Annotated in this window: 15 protein-coding genes and 1 pseudogene; 7 read left to right on the forward strand and 9 right to left on the reverse strand. The window is 72.6% G+C overall.

All coding sequences use genetic code 11. The annotated features are described in order from the left end of the window. Nucleotides 1-28 precede the first annotated feature (28 nt). A complete protein-coding gene (locus tag AC0VXQ_RS00400; RefSeq protein WP_196826274.1) occupies nt 29-535 on the reverse strand; it encodes a PTS sugar transporter subunit IIA in 507 nt (168 codons plus the stop codon). 137 nt (nt 536-672) lie between these two features. Here AC0VXQ_RS00400 and AC0VXQ_RS00405 point away from each other — a divergent pair, with 137 nt between their 5' ends. Next, entirely contained in the window at nt 673-1440 is a 768-nt protein-coding gene (locus tag AC0VXQ_RS00405; RefSeq protein ID WP_058731460.1) for a DeoR/GlpR family DNA-binding transcription regulator, read from the forward strand. Between the two features lie 25 nt (nt 1441-1465). On the opposite strand, the gene AC0VXQ_RS00410 is transcribed toward AC0VXQ_RS00405, so the two are convergent. After that, nucleotides 1466-1594, reverse strand: a complete 129-nt coding sequence (locus AC0VXQ_RS00410; protein ID WP_260007669.1) for a hypothetical protein — start codon at nt 1592-1594, stop codon at nt 1466-1468. Between the two features lie 330 nt (nt 1595-1924). Between AC0VXQ_RS00410 and exaC the strand changes: the two genes are divergently transcribed. From exaC to AC0VXQ_RS00425, 3 genes are all read left to right on the forward strand, one after another. Further along, complete coding sequence (gene exaC, locus AC0VXQ_RS00415; protein WP_475528708.1) at nt 1925-3448, forward strand: acetaldehyde dehydrogenase ExaC; 1524 nt, start codon at nt 1925-1927, stop codon at nt 3446-3448. A gap of 65 nt (nt 3449-3513) precedes the next feature. Further along, complete coding sequence (adhP, locus tag AC0VXQ_RS00420) at nt 3514-4533, forward strand: alcohol dehydrogenase AdhP (RefSeq protein ID WP_475528710.1); 1020 nt, start codon at nt 3514-3516, stop codon at nt 4531-4533. Further along, a complete protein-coding gene (locus AC0VXQ_RS00425; protein WP_081046114.1) occupies nt 4533-5012 on the forward strand; it encodes a DUF779 domain-containing protein in 480 nt (159 codons plus the stop codon). Before adhP ends, AC0VXQ_RS00425 begins: the two co-directional genes overlap by 1 nt. 86 nt (nt 5013-5098) lie before the next feature. On the opposite strand, the gene AC0VXQ_RS00430 is transcribed toward AC0VXQ_RS00425, so the two are convergent. Beyond that, a complete protein-coding gene (locus AC0VXQ_RS00430; protein ID WP_061225105.1) occupies nt 5099-5806 on the reverse strand; it encodes a hypothetical protein in 708 nt (235 codons plus the stop codon). A gap of 154 nt (nt 5807-5960) precedes the next feature. On the opposite strand from AC0VXQ_RS00430, the gene AC0VXQ_RS00435 reads away from it, so the two are divergent. Continuing rightward, the gene (locus tag AC0VXQ_RS00435) at nt 5961-7961 is read left to right on the forward strand and encodes an acyltransferase family protein (protein WP_475528713.1); all 2001 of its coding nucleotides are present in this window, start codon (nt 5961-5963) and stop codon (nt 7959-7961) included. 25 nt (nt 7962-7986) lie between these two features. Here the strand turns inward: AC0VXQ_RS00435 and AC0VXQ_RS00440 are convergent, their stop codons facing one another. The 5 genes and pseudogenes from AC0VXQ_RS00440 to AC0VXQ_RS00460 form a co-directional block, all read right to left on the reverse strand. Further along, nucleotides 7987-8946 (reverse strand): SGNH/GDSL hydrolase family protein, encoded by a 960-nt coding sequence (locus AC0VXQ_RS00440; RefSeq protein ID WP_260007661.1) that lies wholly within the window; start codon nt 8944-8946, stop codon nt 7987-7989. A 35-nt stretch (nt 8947-8981) separates the two neighbouring features. Further along, entirely contained in the window at nt 8982-10007 is a 1026-nt protein-coding gene (locus AC0VXQ_RS00445; protein ID WP_475528716.1) for an alpha/beta fold hydrolase, read from the reverse strand. A gap of 144 nt (nt 10008-10151) precedes the next feature. Then, entirely contained in the window at nt 10152-10529 is a 378-nt protein-coding gene (locus tag AC0VXQ_RS00450; protein ID WP_475529426.1) for a hypothetical protein, read from the reverse strand. A 157-nt stretch (nt 10530-10686) separates the two neighbouring features. After that, nucleotides 10687-11031, reverse strand: a pseudogene (locus AC0VXQ_RS00455) (MFS transporter); the annotation flags it as partial. After that, on the reverse strand, nt 10946-11629 hold the full coding sequence (locus AC0VXQ_RS00460) for an MFS transporter (RefSeq protein ID WP_358293416.1): 684 nt from the start codon (nt 11627-11629) through the stop codon (nt 10946-10948). The pseudogene AC0VXQ_RS00455 and the gene AC0VXQ_RS00460, both read right to left, overlap by 86 nt. Before the next feature lie 274 nt (nt 11630-11903). Between AC0VXQ_RS00460 and AC0VXQ_RS00465 the strand changes: the two genes are divergently transcribed. After that, on the forward strand, nt 11904-12251 hold the full coding sequence (locus tag AC0VXQ_RS00465; protein ID WP_475528718.1) for a hypothetical protein: 348 nt from the start codon (nt 11904-11906) through the stop codon (nt 12249-12251). 126 nt (nt 12252-12377) lie between these two features. Further along, nucleotides 12378-13178: a trimeric intracellular cation channel family protein gene (locus AC0VXQ_RS00470; protein WP_058730979.1), complete on the forward strand. Its 801-nt coding sequence runs from the start codon at nt 12378-12380 to the stop codon at nt 13176-13178. A 22-nt stretch (nt 13179-13200) separates the two neighbouring features. Here AC0VXQ_RS00470 and AC0VXQ_RS00475 read toward each other — a convergent pair whose 3' ends face one another. Next, on the reverse strand, nt 13201-13722 hold the full coding sequence (locus AC0VXQ_RS00475; RefSeq protein ID WP_475528720.1) for an asparaginase domain-containing protein: 522 nt from the start codon (nt 13720-13722) through the stop codon (nt 13201-13203). Nucleotides 13723-13831: the final 109 nt, after the last annotated feature.

Here is a 13831-nt window from a genome sequence, read left to right on the forward strand (position 1 = left end):
GCCACGCAGGTGACGGTTCGGCGCGGGGTCAGGCGGCGGTGAGGCGGACCAGCGGCGTCGAACCGGCGGTGGCGTGCGCGGTGCCGAGGCTGATCGCGGTGCCCTCGGGGCGGGCGGTGATGACCACGGGGGAGAGGGTGGAGCTGGCCTGAGCCTCGAGGATCTCCAGATCGGCTCGGCACAGCGGCTGTCCGGCGGTGACCCGCTGCCCGTCCGCCACCAGCGGGATCACCGCCGGGGCCTGTGCGCGGCAGCTGTCCGTGCCCACCAGCACGAGGATCTCCAGGGGGCTGCCGCCCAGCGTGTCCTCGGAGCGGATCCAGTAGGCGTGCGGGCTGCGCGGGCTGGTGCGCACGACGCCGTCCAGGGGTGCGACGAACAGCCCATCCTCCGGGGCGACGGCCACGCCCGGGCCCAGCACGCGGCGGGCGTGCAGCAGATCCGGCACCTTGGACAGGGAGACGAGGTCCCCGGAGGCGGGAGAGAGGAGGGTTGCGGTGGTGTTCCGGTTCAGGGTTCGGGTGCGCTTGAACATGATCGTTACCTTTCGCTTATGCTCAGAAGGAGCGTAGAACGAAAGCTAGTGATGTGCAACGATCACGAACGAAACCACGTGGGGGGTGGAGCCCGTCGCCCCGCGATCGCTGGGCGACGCCGGTATCCTGGGGAGCGATGAGAGCTCAGAGCACGGACTTCGCCGAACAGCGCCGCCGCAAGATCGCCGACCTGGTCCGACGCGCCGGCAGCGTCCGGCTGGCCGACCTCGTGCAGCCCTTCGGCGTCAGCGAGCCCACGCTGCGCAAGGACCTCACCGCCCTGGAGCAGGAGGGACTCCTGCGACGCACCCATGGTGGAGCGATCGCGATCGAAACCAGACCGCAGTCCACCAATGACGCCAGGAAGGCCCGCCACATCGAGGCCAAGCGGGCGATCGCCGCGTGCTGCGCGGAGATGGTGCAGGAGGGACAGTCGGTGTTCCTCGATTCCGGCACCACGATCGAGGTGCTCGCCGAGCATCTGGAGCGGGATGCGGTGAACGTGCTGACCAACTCGATCGGCGCGGCGATGGCCGTCGCGGAGCGCCCCGGCCTCCGCCACACGCTGCTCGGCGGGGAGTACAAGCGGGTCGGCGGCTCTCTGAGCGGGGCCATCACCGTGGAGACCCTCTCCCGCTTCCATGTGGACACCGCGTTCATCGGGGTCAGCGGCATCACCCCGCAGGGGATCTTCACTGTGGATGTGGCCGAGGGGTATGTGAAGCAGGCGGCGATCCAGGCGGCACGGCGCGTCGTGGTGCCCCTGGACACCTCCAAGGTGGGATACCAGGATTTCTACCACCTGGCGGCCCTGGGCGTCATCGACGACATCGTCACCGAGGCGCCCCATGAGGACCTGGCCCGCTGGTGCGCGGAGCACGGGGTGCGGCTGCACGCCGCATAGCCCTGCGCCCCGCGGGGAGACGGGGTCAGCTGCCGCGCCGCTCCTGCGCACCGCCGGAGATCTGCTGCTCGGCGGCCTCCTCGGTGGTCTCGCCCTGGCCGGGCTCCTCCTCGGAGGCGGTGTGCTCCAGGTCGTCCTTCGTGGGATCGGGCATGACGGGCTCCTTCGGTGGCTCGAGGCGCCCCGGATGGGGTGCCGCTTCCAGCATGGCCCATCCCGACGCCGCGGACCAGGGTGATCGCCCTGCGGGAACGCATCCTCCCGCCCCCGCCGCCCCGCCCGCTCCCGGATCGACACTCCGCAGTGCATGAGTCCGCCGCTCCGCTCGGCGAAATCCCGAATCCGCCGCAAGTCCGGTGGCCGGGGGGTCGAGCCATGAATCCGCTCCGTCTGTTCGGATCGCGCACTCCGCTTCACATGAGCCCGAAGGGTGACTAGCATCACCCATGGGTGCGATGAGGCACCCGAGGATGGAGGAGATCCCATGACCGCGTATGCGAATCCCGGCACCGACGGCTCCCTGCTGACCTTCAAGGACCGCTACGAGCACTTCATCGGCGGTGAGTGGACGCCGCCCGCCAAGGGCCGGTACTTCGAGAACGTCACCCCGGTGACCGGGAAGGTCTTCTGTGAGATCGCCCGCGGCACCGCCGAGGACATCGACGCCGCCCTGGACGCCGCCCACGCCGCCGCCCCCGCCTGGGGCCGGACCGCCCCCGCCGAGCGGGCCGCGGTGCTGCTGAAGATCGCCGAGCGCATGGAGCAGAACCTGGAGATGCTCGCCGTCGCGGAGACCTGGGACAACGGCAAGGCCGTGCGGGAGACCCTGGCGGCGGACCTGCCGCTGGCCGTGGACCACTTCCGGTACTACGCCGGGGCGATCCGCGCCCAGGAGGGGCGGCTGTCCCAGATCGACGAGGACACCACCGCCTACCACTTCCACGAGCCGCTGGGCGTGGTCGGGCAGATCATCCCCTGGAACTTCCCGCTGCTGATGGCGGTGTGGAAGCTGGCCCCCGCGCTGGCCGCCGGCAACGCCGTCGTGCTCAAGCCGGCGGAGCAGACCCCGGCCTCGATCCTGGTGCTCATGGAGCTGATCGGGGACCTGCTGCCGGCCGGCGTGCTCAACGTGGTCAACGGCTTCGGGGTGGAGGCCGGCAAGCCCCTGGCCTCCTCCCCGCGCATCGCGAAGATCGCCTTCACGGGGGAGACCACCACCGGCCGGCTGATCTCCCAGTACGCCTCGGAGAACATCATCCCGGTGACCCTCGAGCTCGGCGGCAAGAGCCCCAACATCTTCTTCGAGGACGTCATGGACCGGGAGGACGCCTTCTGGGACAAGGCCCAGGAGGGCTTCACCCTGTTCGCCCTGAACCAGGGGGAGGTGTGCACCTGCCCCTCCCGGGCCCTGGTGCAGGAGAGCATCGCGGAGGGGTTCCTGGAGGCCGTGGTGGCCCGCACCGAGCGGATCCGGATGGGCAACCCGCTGGATACGGACACGATGATGGGCGCCCAGGCCTCCAGCGACCAGCTGGAGAAGATCCTGTCCTACCTGGACATCGGGCGCCAGGAGGGCGCCGAGGTGCTCACCGGCGGGGAGCGGGCCGTGCTCGACGGCGAGCTGGCCGACGGCTTCTACGTGCAGCCCACCATCTTCCGGGGGGATAACTCGATGCGGATCTTCCAGGAGGAGATCTTCGGGCCCGTGGTCTCCGTGGCGACCTTCGCCGACTACGACGACGCGATCTCGATCGCCAACGACACCCTCTACGGGCTGGGGGCCGGGGTCTGGTCCCGCAGCGGCAACACCGCCTACCGCGCGGGCCGGGCCATCCAGGCGGGGCGCGTGTGGGTGAACAACTACCACGCCTACCCCGCGCACGCGGCCTTCGGCGGGTACAAGTCCTCCGGCATCGGCCGGGAGACGCACCTGATGATGCTTGACCACTACCAGCAGACCAAGAACCTCCTGGTCTCGTACTCGGAGGACGCGATGGGCCTCTTCTGAGGCGAGCACGCCCCTCCCCGAGCACCCCTGGAACCCTTTCACGACGATTCGAAGGAGAATCCCTGATGAGCACCATGACAGCAGCCGTGGTCGGCGCCTTCGGCGAGGAGCTGGACGTCACCGACGTCGAGCGTCCCACCCCCGGGCCCGGACAGGCCCTGGTCAAGCTGATCGCCTCCGGCGTGTGCCACACGGACCTGCACGCCAAGGACGGCGACTGGCCGGTCAAGCCCACCCCTCCCTTCATCCCCGGCCATGAGGGCGTGGGCGAGGTGGTGGCCCTCGGTGAGGGGGTGGCGGACCTGCAGGTCGGCGACCTGGTGGGCAACGCGTGGCTGTGGTCGGCCTGCGGTCGCTGCGAGCACTGCCAGACCGGCTGGGAGACCCTGTGCGAGGAGCAGGTCAACGGCGGGTATTCGGTGGACGGCTCCTTCGGCGAGTACATGCTGGTGGACGCGGACTTCGCGGCCCGCATCCCCGAAGGCGCCGACCCGTACGAGGTGGCGCCGGTGCTGTGCGCCGGGGTGACCGTGTACAAGGGCCTCAAGCGCACCGAGGTGAGGCCCGGCCAGTGGGTCGTCATCTCCGGGATCGGCGGTCTGGGGCACCTGGCGGTGCAGTACGCGGTGGCGATGGGGATGCGGGTGGCCGCGGTGGACGTCGCCGAGGACAAGCTGGCCCTGGCCCGCCAGCACGGGGCGGAGCTCACCGTCAACGCGATGTCGGGGGATCCGGCCGCGCAGATCCAGGAGGCCACCGGCGGGGCGCACGGGGTGCTGATCACCGCGGTGCACCCGGACGCCTTCCGGCAGGCCATCGACATGGCCCGCCGCGGCGGGACCATCGTGTTCAACGGCCTGCCCCCGGGGGAGTTCCCGGCGCCGATCTTCGACATCGTGCTCAAGGGCCTGACCATCCGCGGGTCGATCGTCGGCACCCGACGGGACATGGAGGAGGCCCTGGACTTCTATGCCCGCGGCCTGATCCATCCGACCCTCTCCAAGCGCCCGCTGCAGGACATCAACGGGATCTTCGACGAGATGCACCACGGGAAGATCGAGGGTCGCGTGGTGATCGAGTACTGATGCCGGCCCACGACGACGCCCGCCCGGCGTCCTCCGACGCGAGCCGCCGCGAACCGGGGGCCGGGGCCGACGGCGCCGCCGGGCGGGAGACCATCGAGGCTCACCCCGCCGTCGCGGGGGAGACGGCCTCCCGCGTGGCCTTCACGGGGGAGGCGGTGGCCCTGTTGCGGAGTCTGTGGGAGATCCACGGGCCGCTGATGTTCCACCAGTCCGGCGGCTGCTGCGACGGCTCCTCGCCCATGTGCTTTCCGGCCGGGGAGTTCCGCACCGGCGCGGCGGACGTGCTCCTGGGCGAGCTGGATCTGCCGGACGGGCGCGGCGCGGTGCTCGGGCGGATCGGGTTCTGGATGTCCCGCGAGCAGTTCGAGTACTGGAAGCACACGCACCTGACGGTGGACGTGGTGGACGGGCGCGGGTCCGGCTTCTCCGTGGAGGCCCCGGAGGGCAAGCGCTTCCTGATCCGCAGCCTCCTGCTGTGACGGCCCCGCCCGGCCGCCCCTCCCGGGCTTTGGCCGCGAAGGGCGGCCGGGGCGCTGGAGGGAATGGGCAGCGGATCGTGGGCGCGTCACCGGGTGAGCAGGGCGGGCGGGAAGGCCAGGAGCAGGAACGCCAGGCCGAGCACCAGGAGCACCACCGCGAGGATCACCCGGGCATCCCAGTGCATCAGCCAGTCGAACCCCGCCCGCACCCAGCCGCTGGCCCGCGGGAACCGGTTCCACACCCACGAGGAGAGCAGGTACGGTCCCATCAGCGCGCCCAGCAGCAGGCCGACCAGCACCAGCTGCAACGGCCACGCCTCGGTGGTGCGGGTGATCAGCCGGCTCGTGGCGTAGGTGAGCAGGATCCGGTTGGTGCTCAGCCCCGCGCTGAGCGCGCCGAACAGGTAGATGCCCAGCGGCGTCATCGCCTGGGCCGTCGCCCCGGTCCGGGCGGGTGGACGGGGCGCGGCGGAGCGGGCGGCCTCCCAGCCGGCGGCCAGCAGGAAGAGCACCCCCACGGCGAGGTCCAGGTTCCGCTGGGTGAGCAGCCGCCGCACGGCGCCGCCGACCTCGCGGGCCAGCTGGCTCGGATCGAAGACCTGGAACAGCAGCAGGAGCAGCAGCGTGCCCGTGCCCAGACCCAGGGCCAGGCAGCGGATCATCGTCGCCGCGCGCGGGGAGCGGTTCAGCTGGTGCAGGACGACGGCGTACAGGGTGGGGCTGAACCCCATGGACGCACCCAGGACCGCCATGCCCACGCCGGAGCCGATCACCTGAGCCGTCTGCGAAGCCATCGCTGACCAGTATCCGCCACCGCGGGTGAGCCTCGCACATCGGAACCGCCCGTCGAGGCCCCGAGCGCACGCAGCCCGGGTTAGAATCGGCGACGGCGCCGGGTGGACCCGCGCTCCCCCTCTTCACATCCCCGTCTTCGCCCCTCGAGGATCCATGTCCTCTGCCTCCCCCAGCGACCGCCCCGCCCACACCGGACCCGCAGCAGGCCGCCTCCCGGCAGGTCCCGACGCCACCGCCGCGAGCTCCCCGGCCCGCCGCTTCCACATCAGCGGCCTGGACGCCCTGCGGGCGATCGCGGTGCTCGCCGTCGTCATCTATCACGTGGGCCCGGGTCTGCTGCCCGGCGGCTTCATCGGCGTGGACGTGTTCTTCGTGGTCTCGGGCTTCCTCATCACCACGCTCCTGCTGCGCGAACGCGCCCGCACCGGGCGGATCGATCTGCGCGGCTTCTGGGTCCGGCGGGCCCGGCGCCTGCTGCCGGCGCTGCTCGTGGTCATCACCGTGTGCTGCGCGGCGTCCCTGCTGGGCGGCCCGGATCTGCGGGTGCACCTGGACCGGCAGGTCCTCGGCGCGCTGACCTTCTCCACCAACTGGCTGGAACTGGCCGCGGGCGGCTCCTACTTCCACCACACCGCCCCCGTGCTGTTCATGAACTTCTGGTCCCTGGCCGTGGAGGAGCAATTCTACCTGGTCTGGCCGCTGCTGTTCCTCGGGATCATGGCCCTGACCCGCCGCCCCGCCCCGCGCATCCTCCTGGCCCTGGCCGGGGCCGTCGCCTCCGCGGCGCTGATGGCCGGTCTCTACGTCCCGGGCGAGGACCCCACCCGCGTCTACTACGGCACGGACACCCGCGCCTTCGGGCTGCTGCTGGGCATCGCCCTGGCCTTCGCCTGGCAGCTGGGCCGGGGCCCGGCCGCCGGCCTGCTCGCCCGGCGCGGTCCTGCGTCGGCGCTGCTGGGCGTCGGGACGCTTGTCGTCGGCGCGTGCTTCGCGGTGCTCACCGAAGACGGCGCCGCCACCTACCGCGGGGGGCTGGTCCTGGTCAGCCTCGGCGCCCTGGCGATGATCGCCAGCCAGCTCGGCCCGGCCCCGGCCCTGGGGCGGGTGCTGGAGGCCCGGCCCCTCGTATGGGTGGGGCACCGCTCCTACGGGATCTACCTGTGGCACTGGCCCGTGCTGAAGATCCTCAACGACCTGGCGCCCACCGGCGTCCGCACCCCCGCGTGGTGGGGGGTGCAGGCCGCGGCGGTGGCGCTCACCGTGGTGCTGGCCGCCGTCTCCGAGCGGTGGATCGAGCAGCCCGTGCGCCGCCGCGGCTTCCGCGCCGTCCTGCTCGGGGCGGCCACCGTGCTCAGCGCCGGACTGGCCGCCATCGGCTCGGCCGACGCCCGGCGCACGATGTCGTCTCGCCTGCGCGCCGCCCTGGCCGGCGGGCTGGTGGGGGTGCTGCTGTTCGGCACCGCCGCGGTCGCCGTCGTCACCGCCCCGCAGCGCAGCCAGGTGGAGCAGGACGTGGACGCCGCCCAGCAGGCCATGGCCGAATCCCAGCAGAAGGCGCGCGAGCGGGCGAAGGAGCGGGCCGAGCAGCGGGCCAGCGCCGCCCCTTCGGCCAGCGCCTCCGCCGCCCCCTCCGCCAGCCCGACGCCGAAGGGATCGCAGTGCGCCTCCCCCAAGCCCGAGGACATGACGTTCATCGGGGACTCCCTGATCGCCGTCTCCGCGCCCGGGCTCATGCAGCAGTTCCCGGGGGCGGTGATCGACGGGGTGCCCAACCGCAAGTGGGACGAGGCCGAGGGGCTGGTGCGCTCGCACCTGGATGACGGCACCCTCGGGCCCTGCGTGGTCCTGGACTTCGGCACCAACGGCGGCATCCCCGAGCCGGGGGTGCTGGACCGGGTGCTGGACATGATCGGCCCGGACCGCGACGTCGTGCTGGTGACGATCTACGGGCAGTCCACCTTCATCGAGGCCGCCAACCAGCTGCTGTGGGATCAGGCGAAGAAGCGGCCGAACGTGCGGATCGCGGACTGGTACGCGATCGCCTCCACCCGCCCGGACCTGCTGCAGTCGGACCTGACCCACCCCAACATCCCCGGCGGCACGGTCTTCGCCGAGACCATCGAGAGGGCCTTCCAGGGGTTCGGGAAGCGCTGAGCCCGGCCCGGTCGGGCTGCCCTGGTCAGGCGGGCTGCCAATCCTCGGCCGGGCCCTGGGCCAGCCCCAGCAGCCACCGCGCCAGCATCCGGTGACCCTCGGCGTCGGGATGCAGCCCGTCCGCGCGCACCCGCTCGGGGTGGCCCTCCAGCACCGGCCAGGGATCCAGGTGGTCCCGGTGGGTCTGCCGCGCCCACGCGGCCAGGCGCTCGCGGTGCTCCCGCACCAGGTCCGGGTCCACCTCGTGGCCCAGCACGGTCCGGACCCGCTGGGCGTCCAGCCACGTGGGGCCCAGGACCACCGGGCGCATCCCCTCGGCCTCCAGGTCGGCGCACAGCCGCTGCACCAGCTCCACCAGCTCCCGCGGGGAGGTGCCGTCCAGCAGCAGATCGTTGATCCCCGCGCTGATCAGCACGGTGTCGGCCCTGCGCGCGGTGAGCTCCGGGAGGATGTGCTGAATGATCCGGCGGATCGTGGTGCCCGGGTAGGCCAGCTGGTACAGCCGGTGCTCGGCTTCCTCGCGGCCCACGTGCCAGGCGCCCAGGGCCGCCGCCCACCCGCCGTCGAGACTGGCTCGGCCGTAGGCGATGGAATCCCCGATCACCGCGATCCGCTGGGCGACGGCCAGCGGGTTCGCGCTGAGGTAGGCCCACGCGGGCCGGGTCTCGGTGGCGCCGGGGGTGCGGGTGAGGGTGCGGCGCCGGGCGTAGGCGGCCACCTCGTAGGCGTCCGCCGCGGCCAGCTGCTGCGCGTCCAGGGGCAGCAGAGCCCCGGCGACGCTGCGGCGGATCCGGCGCACGACACCGGGGTGCACGTCCTTGCCGCTGGCCGCGATCACCGCCGGATCCAGGATGGGCACGTCGACGACGTCGTGGTCGGCCAGCTCCGTGGGCTGGGCGTGCACGGTGTGCCCGAACAGGTGCTCCTGGACGCGGGGGTTGAGGAGGGTTCCGAAGGAGAAGACGGGGAGGTCGGTGCTGCTCATGCTCCCATTCTGCGCCGCGGACCCGTGGGAAGGGGCTAGAGCCGCCAGGGGTGCGGGGTGTAGGCCCGGCGCCCGGGCAGGCAGCCGGCCAGCGCGCGGATCTCGGCGGCCACCTGCTGCGCGGCCAGCACGGGCAGCCCCGCCCCGTCGACCCCGGGCAGGATCACGTGGCGGCCGTGGCCGGTGGCCCCGGCGCGGCGGGCGTGGGCCGCGGTCAGGGCGGCGCGCAGCCGGGCGGGCTGGCGGGCCTCGCGCCGTCCGGCGGAGATCACCGTCACCGGGATCCGGCCGAGCTTGGGGGACTGGTCCAGCCAGCCGGGCAGGGTCTCGTCGAGGGAGGCCCGCAGCTGCGCGGAGGCCGTCCGGCTGGCGGCGTCCCAGCCGTCGGCGGCCAGGTCCGCGCGGACGTCCTCCGGCAGCAGGTGCAGGCAGCGTCCGTGCCGCGCGAGGGCCGCGAGGCGGCGGGCGGCGTCTGCGGTGCCGGACAGCGCTGCGGCCCACCGGGGGCGACGCCGCTCGGAGAGGCCGCGGCGCAGGCTCTCCGGGCTCATCAGGCTTCCCAGGCTCACCGGGCCGAGCCGGCACTGGGTCGGGGCGGGGCCCAGCTCGTCCACGGGATCCACCAGCACCAGTCCGGAGATCCGCTCCCGACGCCGGGCGGCCACCGCGCGCACCACGGGCCCGCCGGTGCCGTGCCCCACGAGGACGAAGGGTCCGGGGCCGAAGTGCTCGAGCAGATCCTCCAGGTCCGCGGTCATACGCTCCAGGGTCCACGGGGCAGCCGGGCGGCGACCCGATCCGGCGGGGCGGCCCAGCCCGGTGCGGTCGTAGACCACGGTGCGGGCGGAGACGCCGACGGCGCGCTGCACGAGCGCCCACATCGAGCCGGTGTCCGCCGCGTCGGCCTCGACGATGACGGTGGGGCGGGGACACACGGCCCCGGCGGCCTCGGCCGCACCGCAACGGGGGCCGTCGATGACCATGGCGCACAGCTCGCGCCCGTCCCGGGTGGTGACCCATTCCCGGCGGCCCTGGCTGTGTCTGGCGCGTGCCCGCAGCATCGTCGGCGCTGACCTCCTCGCCGGCCCCGGGGGCCCGGTGTCTCCGAGCCTGCCCTCCCGGGACGCTGAGGCCATCCTAACCCCTCGGGGAAGGGCTTGGCGAGGTGGGGCCGGGGCGGATGTCCGGACGGGCGTCCGCGCTGGTCAGCCCGCGGTGGGCGCCTTCTCGCGGGGCTGCTGCGCGGCCTGGACCCGGGCGTTGAGCTCGGCGACGTGCTCGGGGGCCTCCTCGGGGCGGGCCACGGCCGGCGTCGACCCCCACAGCGGCCGTCCGTTGGACTCCGGGGTGAAGCGCAGGGAGATGAACCCGATGACCCCGGTGATCATCAGGTAGTAGGCCGGCCACATGAGGTTCTGGGTCTTGCCCACCAGGGTCTCCATGACCACCGAGGTGGTGCCGCCGAACAGCGAGATGGAGATGTTGAAGGCGATGGACAGGGCCCCGGCGCGCAGGGCGGTGGGGAACAGGGAGGGCAGGGTCGAGGATATGGTCGCGCTGAAGCAGATCAGGGACAGACCCATGATGAGCAGGCCGAACAGGGTGCTCAGCGTCCCGTCCGCGCGGATCAGCAGCAGCGCGGGGACGGCCAGCAGGATCAGCGCGGCGGAGCCGGTCAGGGCGACGGCGCCGGCCCACCCGATCCGAGAGCCACCCGAGCACGGGGATCAGCGCCAGGCACACGGCCATGACGATGATCTGCAGGATCTGGGAGGTCAGCTCGGAGACGGCCCCGCGCCCGCCCTGCATGCTCGCCATGATCGGGATGTAGGAGGGCATGTAGGCGGTGAGCATGTAGTTGGCGACGTTCCAGGCGATCACCAGGCCGCAGCACACGAGCATGTTGGGCCAGAGCCGGAAGGTCTCCTTCAGCTGGGCGCCCACGCGGTGCTCCTCCTTCGCCGCGGACTTCTTCTCCATGGCCTCGAAGGCGGGGGTGTCATCCAGCTTGGAGCGCAGGTACAGGCCGACCACGCCCAGGGGCAGGGCGACGTAGAAGGGCACCCGCCAGCCCCAGGCCAGCATGGCCTCGGGGCTGAGCACCCCCGGACATGATGGTGGCCAGGGAGGCGCCGAGCAGGTAGCCGGTGAAGGTGCCGACCTCCAGCATGGAGCCGAGCAGGCCGCGGCGTCGGTCCGGGGCGTATTCGGCGATGAAGGTCATGGCGTTGCCGTACTCCCCGCCGGTGGAGAAGCCCTGCAGCAGCCGGCACAGCAGCAGGAAGGCCGCCCACAGCCCGATGGAGTGGTAGTCCGGCAGGCAGCCGATGAGGAAGGTGCCGGCGGCCATGAGCAGCATGGTCAGCGCGAGCACCCGGTTGCGCCCGATCCGGTCCGAGAGCGGGTCGAAGAACATCCCGCCCAGGGGGCGCACGAGGAAGGCGACGGCGAACAGCCCGGCCACGAGGATGCTGCCGAGCACGCCGTCGGTCTCCGGGAAGAAGACGGTCTTCATGGTCAGCGAGAGGTAGCCGTACACGCCGAAGTCGTACCACTCGGTGATGTTGCCGATGGCGGCCGCCGCGATGGCGCGCTTGATGACGGGCGGTTCGGTGACGGTGACGTCCTCGACCTCCCAGTGCCGATGCTGCTCCTGCTGCGAGGGTCCGGCGACCATGCTCATGCCCTTTCCGTTCGATGCCGCGGGCGCCGCCGGTGGGCCGCGTCCGGCCAGGGATCGGGGCGGCGCGGCGGTGGTCCCCTCGGGCGGCCCTGCGGTCGGCGGGATCGGCAGATCATCACCGTACTGATCTTCTGGCTTCTCGATCCTACGGTGCAAAGGGATGCTAAGTACCTCGGAGGGGTGTGGTCCTGAACACCCCGCAGCCCGGGCCCGGGCGCGCCGGGGTTCGGCGGCCCGCGGCCCGGTCGCCTTGACCGGACCGCACCCGGCCCGCATGCTGGAAGCCGTTGCCGCCCCGATCGCCGAGGAGACCGCCATGATCCCGCTCGCCGCCGCGTCCCCGCTGGCGCTGTCCCCTGGGGAGCTGACCATCGGGATCCTCGCCCTGATCTGCGCGGTGCTGTTCCTGATCGCCCTGGTGGCGGTGGGCAGGTCCCGCCACATCGACCCGATCGGAAAGCTCGGCTACCTCGTGGTCATGCTCGCCTTCCCGCTGGTGGGTCCGCTGTGGACCCTGTGGACCGTGCGCGGCAAGGCCAAGGCCGACGCCGCCGCCCGGGACGCCGCCGCCCGGAACGACGCCGCGCAGAACGACGCCGCCGGGCCCCGCCCGCGCGCCTAGCCCCGCCGGGGCATCCGAGTCGTTCCGCCCGGTCCGCCCGGCCGGTGCGCCGAGCCCGGCTCGCACCCGATCACCCGCCCCGATCACCCGCCGAGAACCCCGCCCCGAGACCGAAGGAGACCGCCCGTGGAGCACTGGGACCCCAGCGTGATGTTCCGGACCGTGGACATCGCGGCGGTGGCCGCCAACGGGCTGCTCGGCGGCGCGGTCGCGCGGGCCTTCCGCTTCGACATCGTCGGCTTCGTCATGCTCGCGATCGTCTCCGGGATGGGCGGGGGCATGATCCGCGACGTCCTGCTCAACTCCGGGTTCCCGGTGGCCCTGACCGACGCCGGGTACTGGGTGGGAGTCCTGGCCGCGGCGGCGGTGGCCTACACCATCGATCTGGGGTCCCGGTGGGCGGATCGGCTGCTGATCGTCCTGGACTTCGTCGGCATGGGGGCCTGGACGGCCACCGGCACCCTGAAGGCCCTCGGGCTGGGGCTGCACTGGCTGCCCGCCGTCGCCCTGGGGGTCACCACCGCGGTGGGCGGCGGGGCCATCCGGGACATCATGGTCAACCGCATCCCGGCGGTGTTCGGCGGGAACTCCCTCTACGCGACGATCGCGGTGATCGGGGGTGCTGAGATGGTGGTCTTCCAGGAGCTGCTGCACCGGCCCAACGTGGGCATGGGTGTGGCGATCGTGACCTGCGGGGTGCTGGGGATCCTGTCCCGCTGGCGCAACTGGCGCCTGCCGGCCCCGGTGGATCTGACGGTCCCGCGCCCCAAGCTGCGCCTGGGGCGGCGTCGGATCCGCCGGGGCCCGCTGAAGGAGCAGGGCTGGACCCCGGGGGAGCCGCTGACCCGCAACCTGGAGACGGTCACCCCGGAGCAGATCCGCCGGCATCGGCGCCGCCGCCGACGCCGCGTGCGCGACCGCGCCTGAATCCGCCGGACTCGCCGGACCCTCAGCGGTCCACGAACACCCCGCGCGCCCGATCCTTGGCCACGGTGCCCGCGGGGAAGACCCGCCCGGACATCGCGATGTACACCCCGGGGCCCAGCAGCTGCGCGGCGGTGACGGCCGCGCCGACGTTGAACGGGGCATCCGTGATCCTCATGCAGGAGGGCTGCATCGCCCCGGTGAGCACCACCGTCTTCCCCGCGACGGCCTCCGGATCGGCGAGCAGGTGCTCGGCGGTCTCGGTCATCGTGTCCGTGCCGTGGGTGATGACGATGCGCGGGGTCTCGGCCGCGGCCACCGCCTCGGTGAGGATGCGTCGGTGCTCGGCGGTTATGTCCAGGGAGTCCACGGCGAGCACGCCGCGCACCGCGGTGCGCAGGTTCGTGGCGGCCTGCTCGAGGATCGGGCCGACGGTGGGCTCGTGGATCTCCAGCTGACCGGCGGTGGAGTAGATCTTGTCGATCGTGCCGCCGGTGGTCAGCACCAGCAGGTCGGGGGCGGCGGCGTCGGCGGGCAGTGCGGACATGGGTCTCCTTCGGGAGCGGGGTGGGACCGGACCAGCGTAGACCAGCCCGGGGCGCCGTGAATTCCCCCACGAACCGAGGATCTGCATTGCATCGCTCAGCAGAAGGAGT

Source organism: Rothia sp. QJM3NY_36, assembly GCF_056173115.1.

Excerpts from the sequence above, each read along its gene's own strand:
- AC0VXQ_RS00410 (WP_260007669.1), bottom strand. The coding sequence starts at position 1,594 with ATGCCCGATCCCACGAAGGACGACCTGGAGCACACCGCCTCCGAGGAG.
- AC0VXQ_RS00425 (WP_081046114.1), top strand. The coding sequence starts at position 4,533 with ATGCCGGCCCACGACGACGCCCGCCCGGCGTCCTCCGACGCGAGCCGC.
- AC0VXQ_RS00465 (WP_475528718.1), top strand. The coding sequence starts at position 11,904 with ATGCTGGAAGCCGTTGCCGCCCCGATCGCCGAGGAGACCGCCATGATC.
- AC0VXQ_RS00400 (WP_196826274.1), bottom strand. The coding sequence starts at position 535 with ATGTTCAAGCGCACCCGAACCCTGAACCGGAACACCACCGCAACCCTC.
- AC0VXQ_RS00445 (WP_475528716.1), bottom strand. The coding sequence starts at position 10,007 with ATGCTGCGGGCACGCGCCAGACACAGCCAGGGCCGCCGGGAATGGGTC.
- AC0VXQ_RS00450 (WP_475529426.1), bottom strand. The coding sequence starts at position 10,529 with ATGGGTCTGTCCCTGATCTGCTTCAGCGCGACCATATCCTCGACCCTG.
- AC0VXQ_RS00405 (WP_058731460.1), top strand. The coding sequence starts at position 673 with ATGAGAGCTCAGAGCACGGACTTCGCCGAACAGCGCCGCCGCAAGATC.
- AC0VXQ_RS00440 (WP_260007661.1), bottom strand. The coding sequence starts at position 8,946 with ATGAGCAGCACCGACCTCCCCGTCTTCTCCTTCGGAACCCTCCTCAAC.
- AC0VXQ_RS00435 (WP_475528713.1), top strand. The coding sequence starts at position 5,961 with ATGTCCTCTGCCTCCCCCAGCGACCGCCCCGCCCACACCGGACCCGCA.
- AC0VXQ_RS00460 (WP_358293416.1), bottom strand. The coding sequence starts at position 11,629 with ATGAGCATGGTCGCCGGACCCTCGCAGCAGGAGCAGCATCGGCACTGG.
- exaC (WP_475528708.1), top strand. The coding sequence starts at position 1,925 with ATGACCGCGTATGCGAATCCCGGCACCGACGGCTCCCTGCTGACCTTC.
- AC0VXQ_RS00430 (WP_061225105.1), bottom strand. The coding sequence starts at position 5,806 with ATGGCTTCGCAGACGGCTCAGGTGATCGGCTCCGGCGTGGGCATGGCG.
- adhP (WP_475528710.1), top strand. The coding sequence starts at position 3,514 with ATGAGCACCATGACAGCAGCCGTGGTCGGCGCCTTCGGCGAGGAGCTG.
- AC0VXQ_RS00475 (WP_475528720.1), bottom strand. The coding sequence starts at position 13,722 with ATGTCCGCACTGCCCGCCGACGCCGCCGCCCCCGACCTGCTGGTGCTG.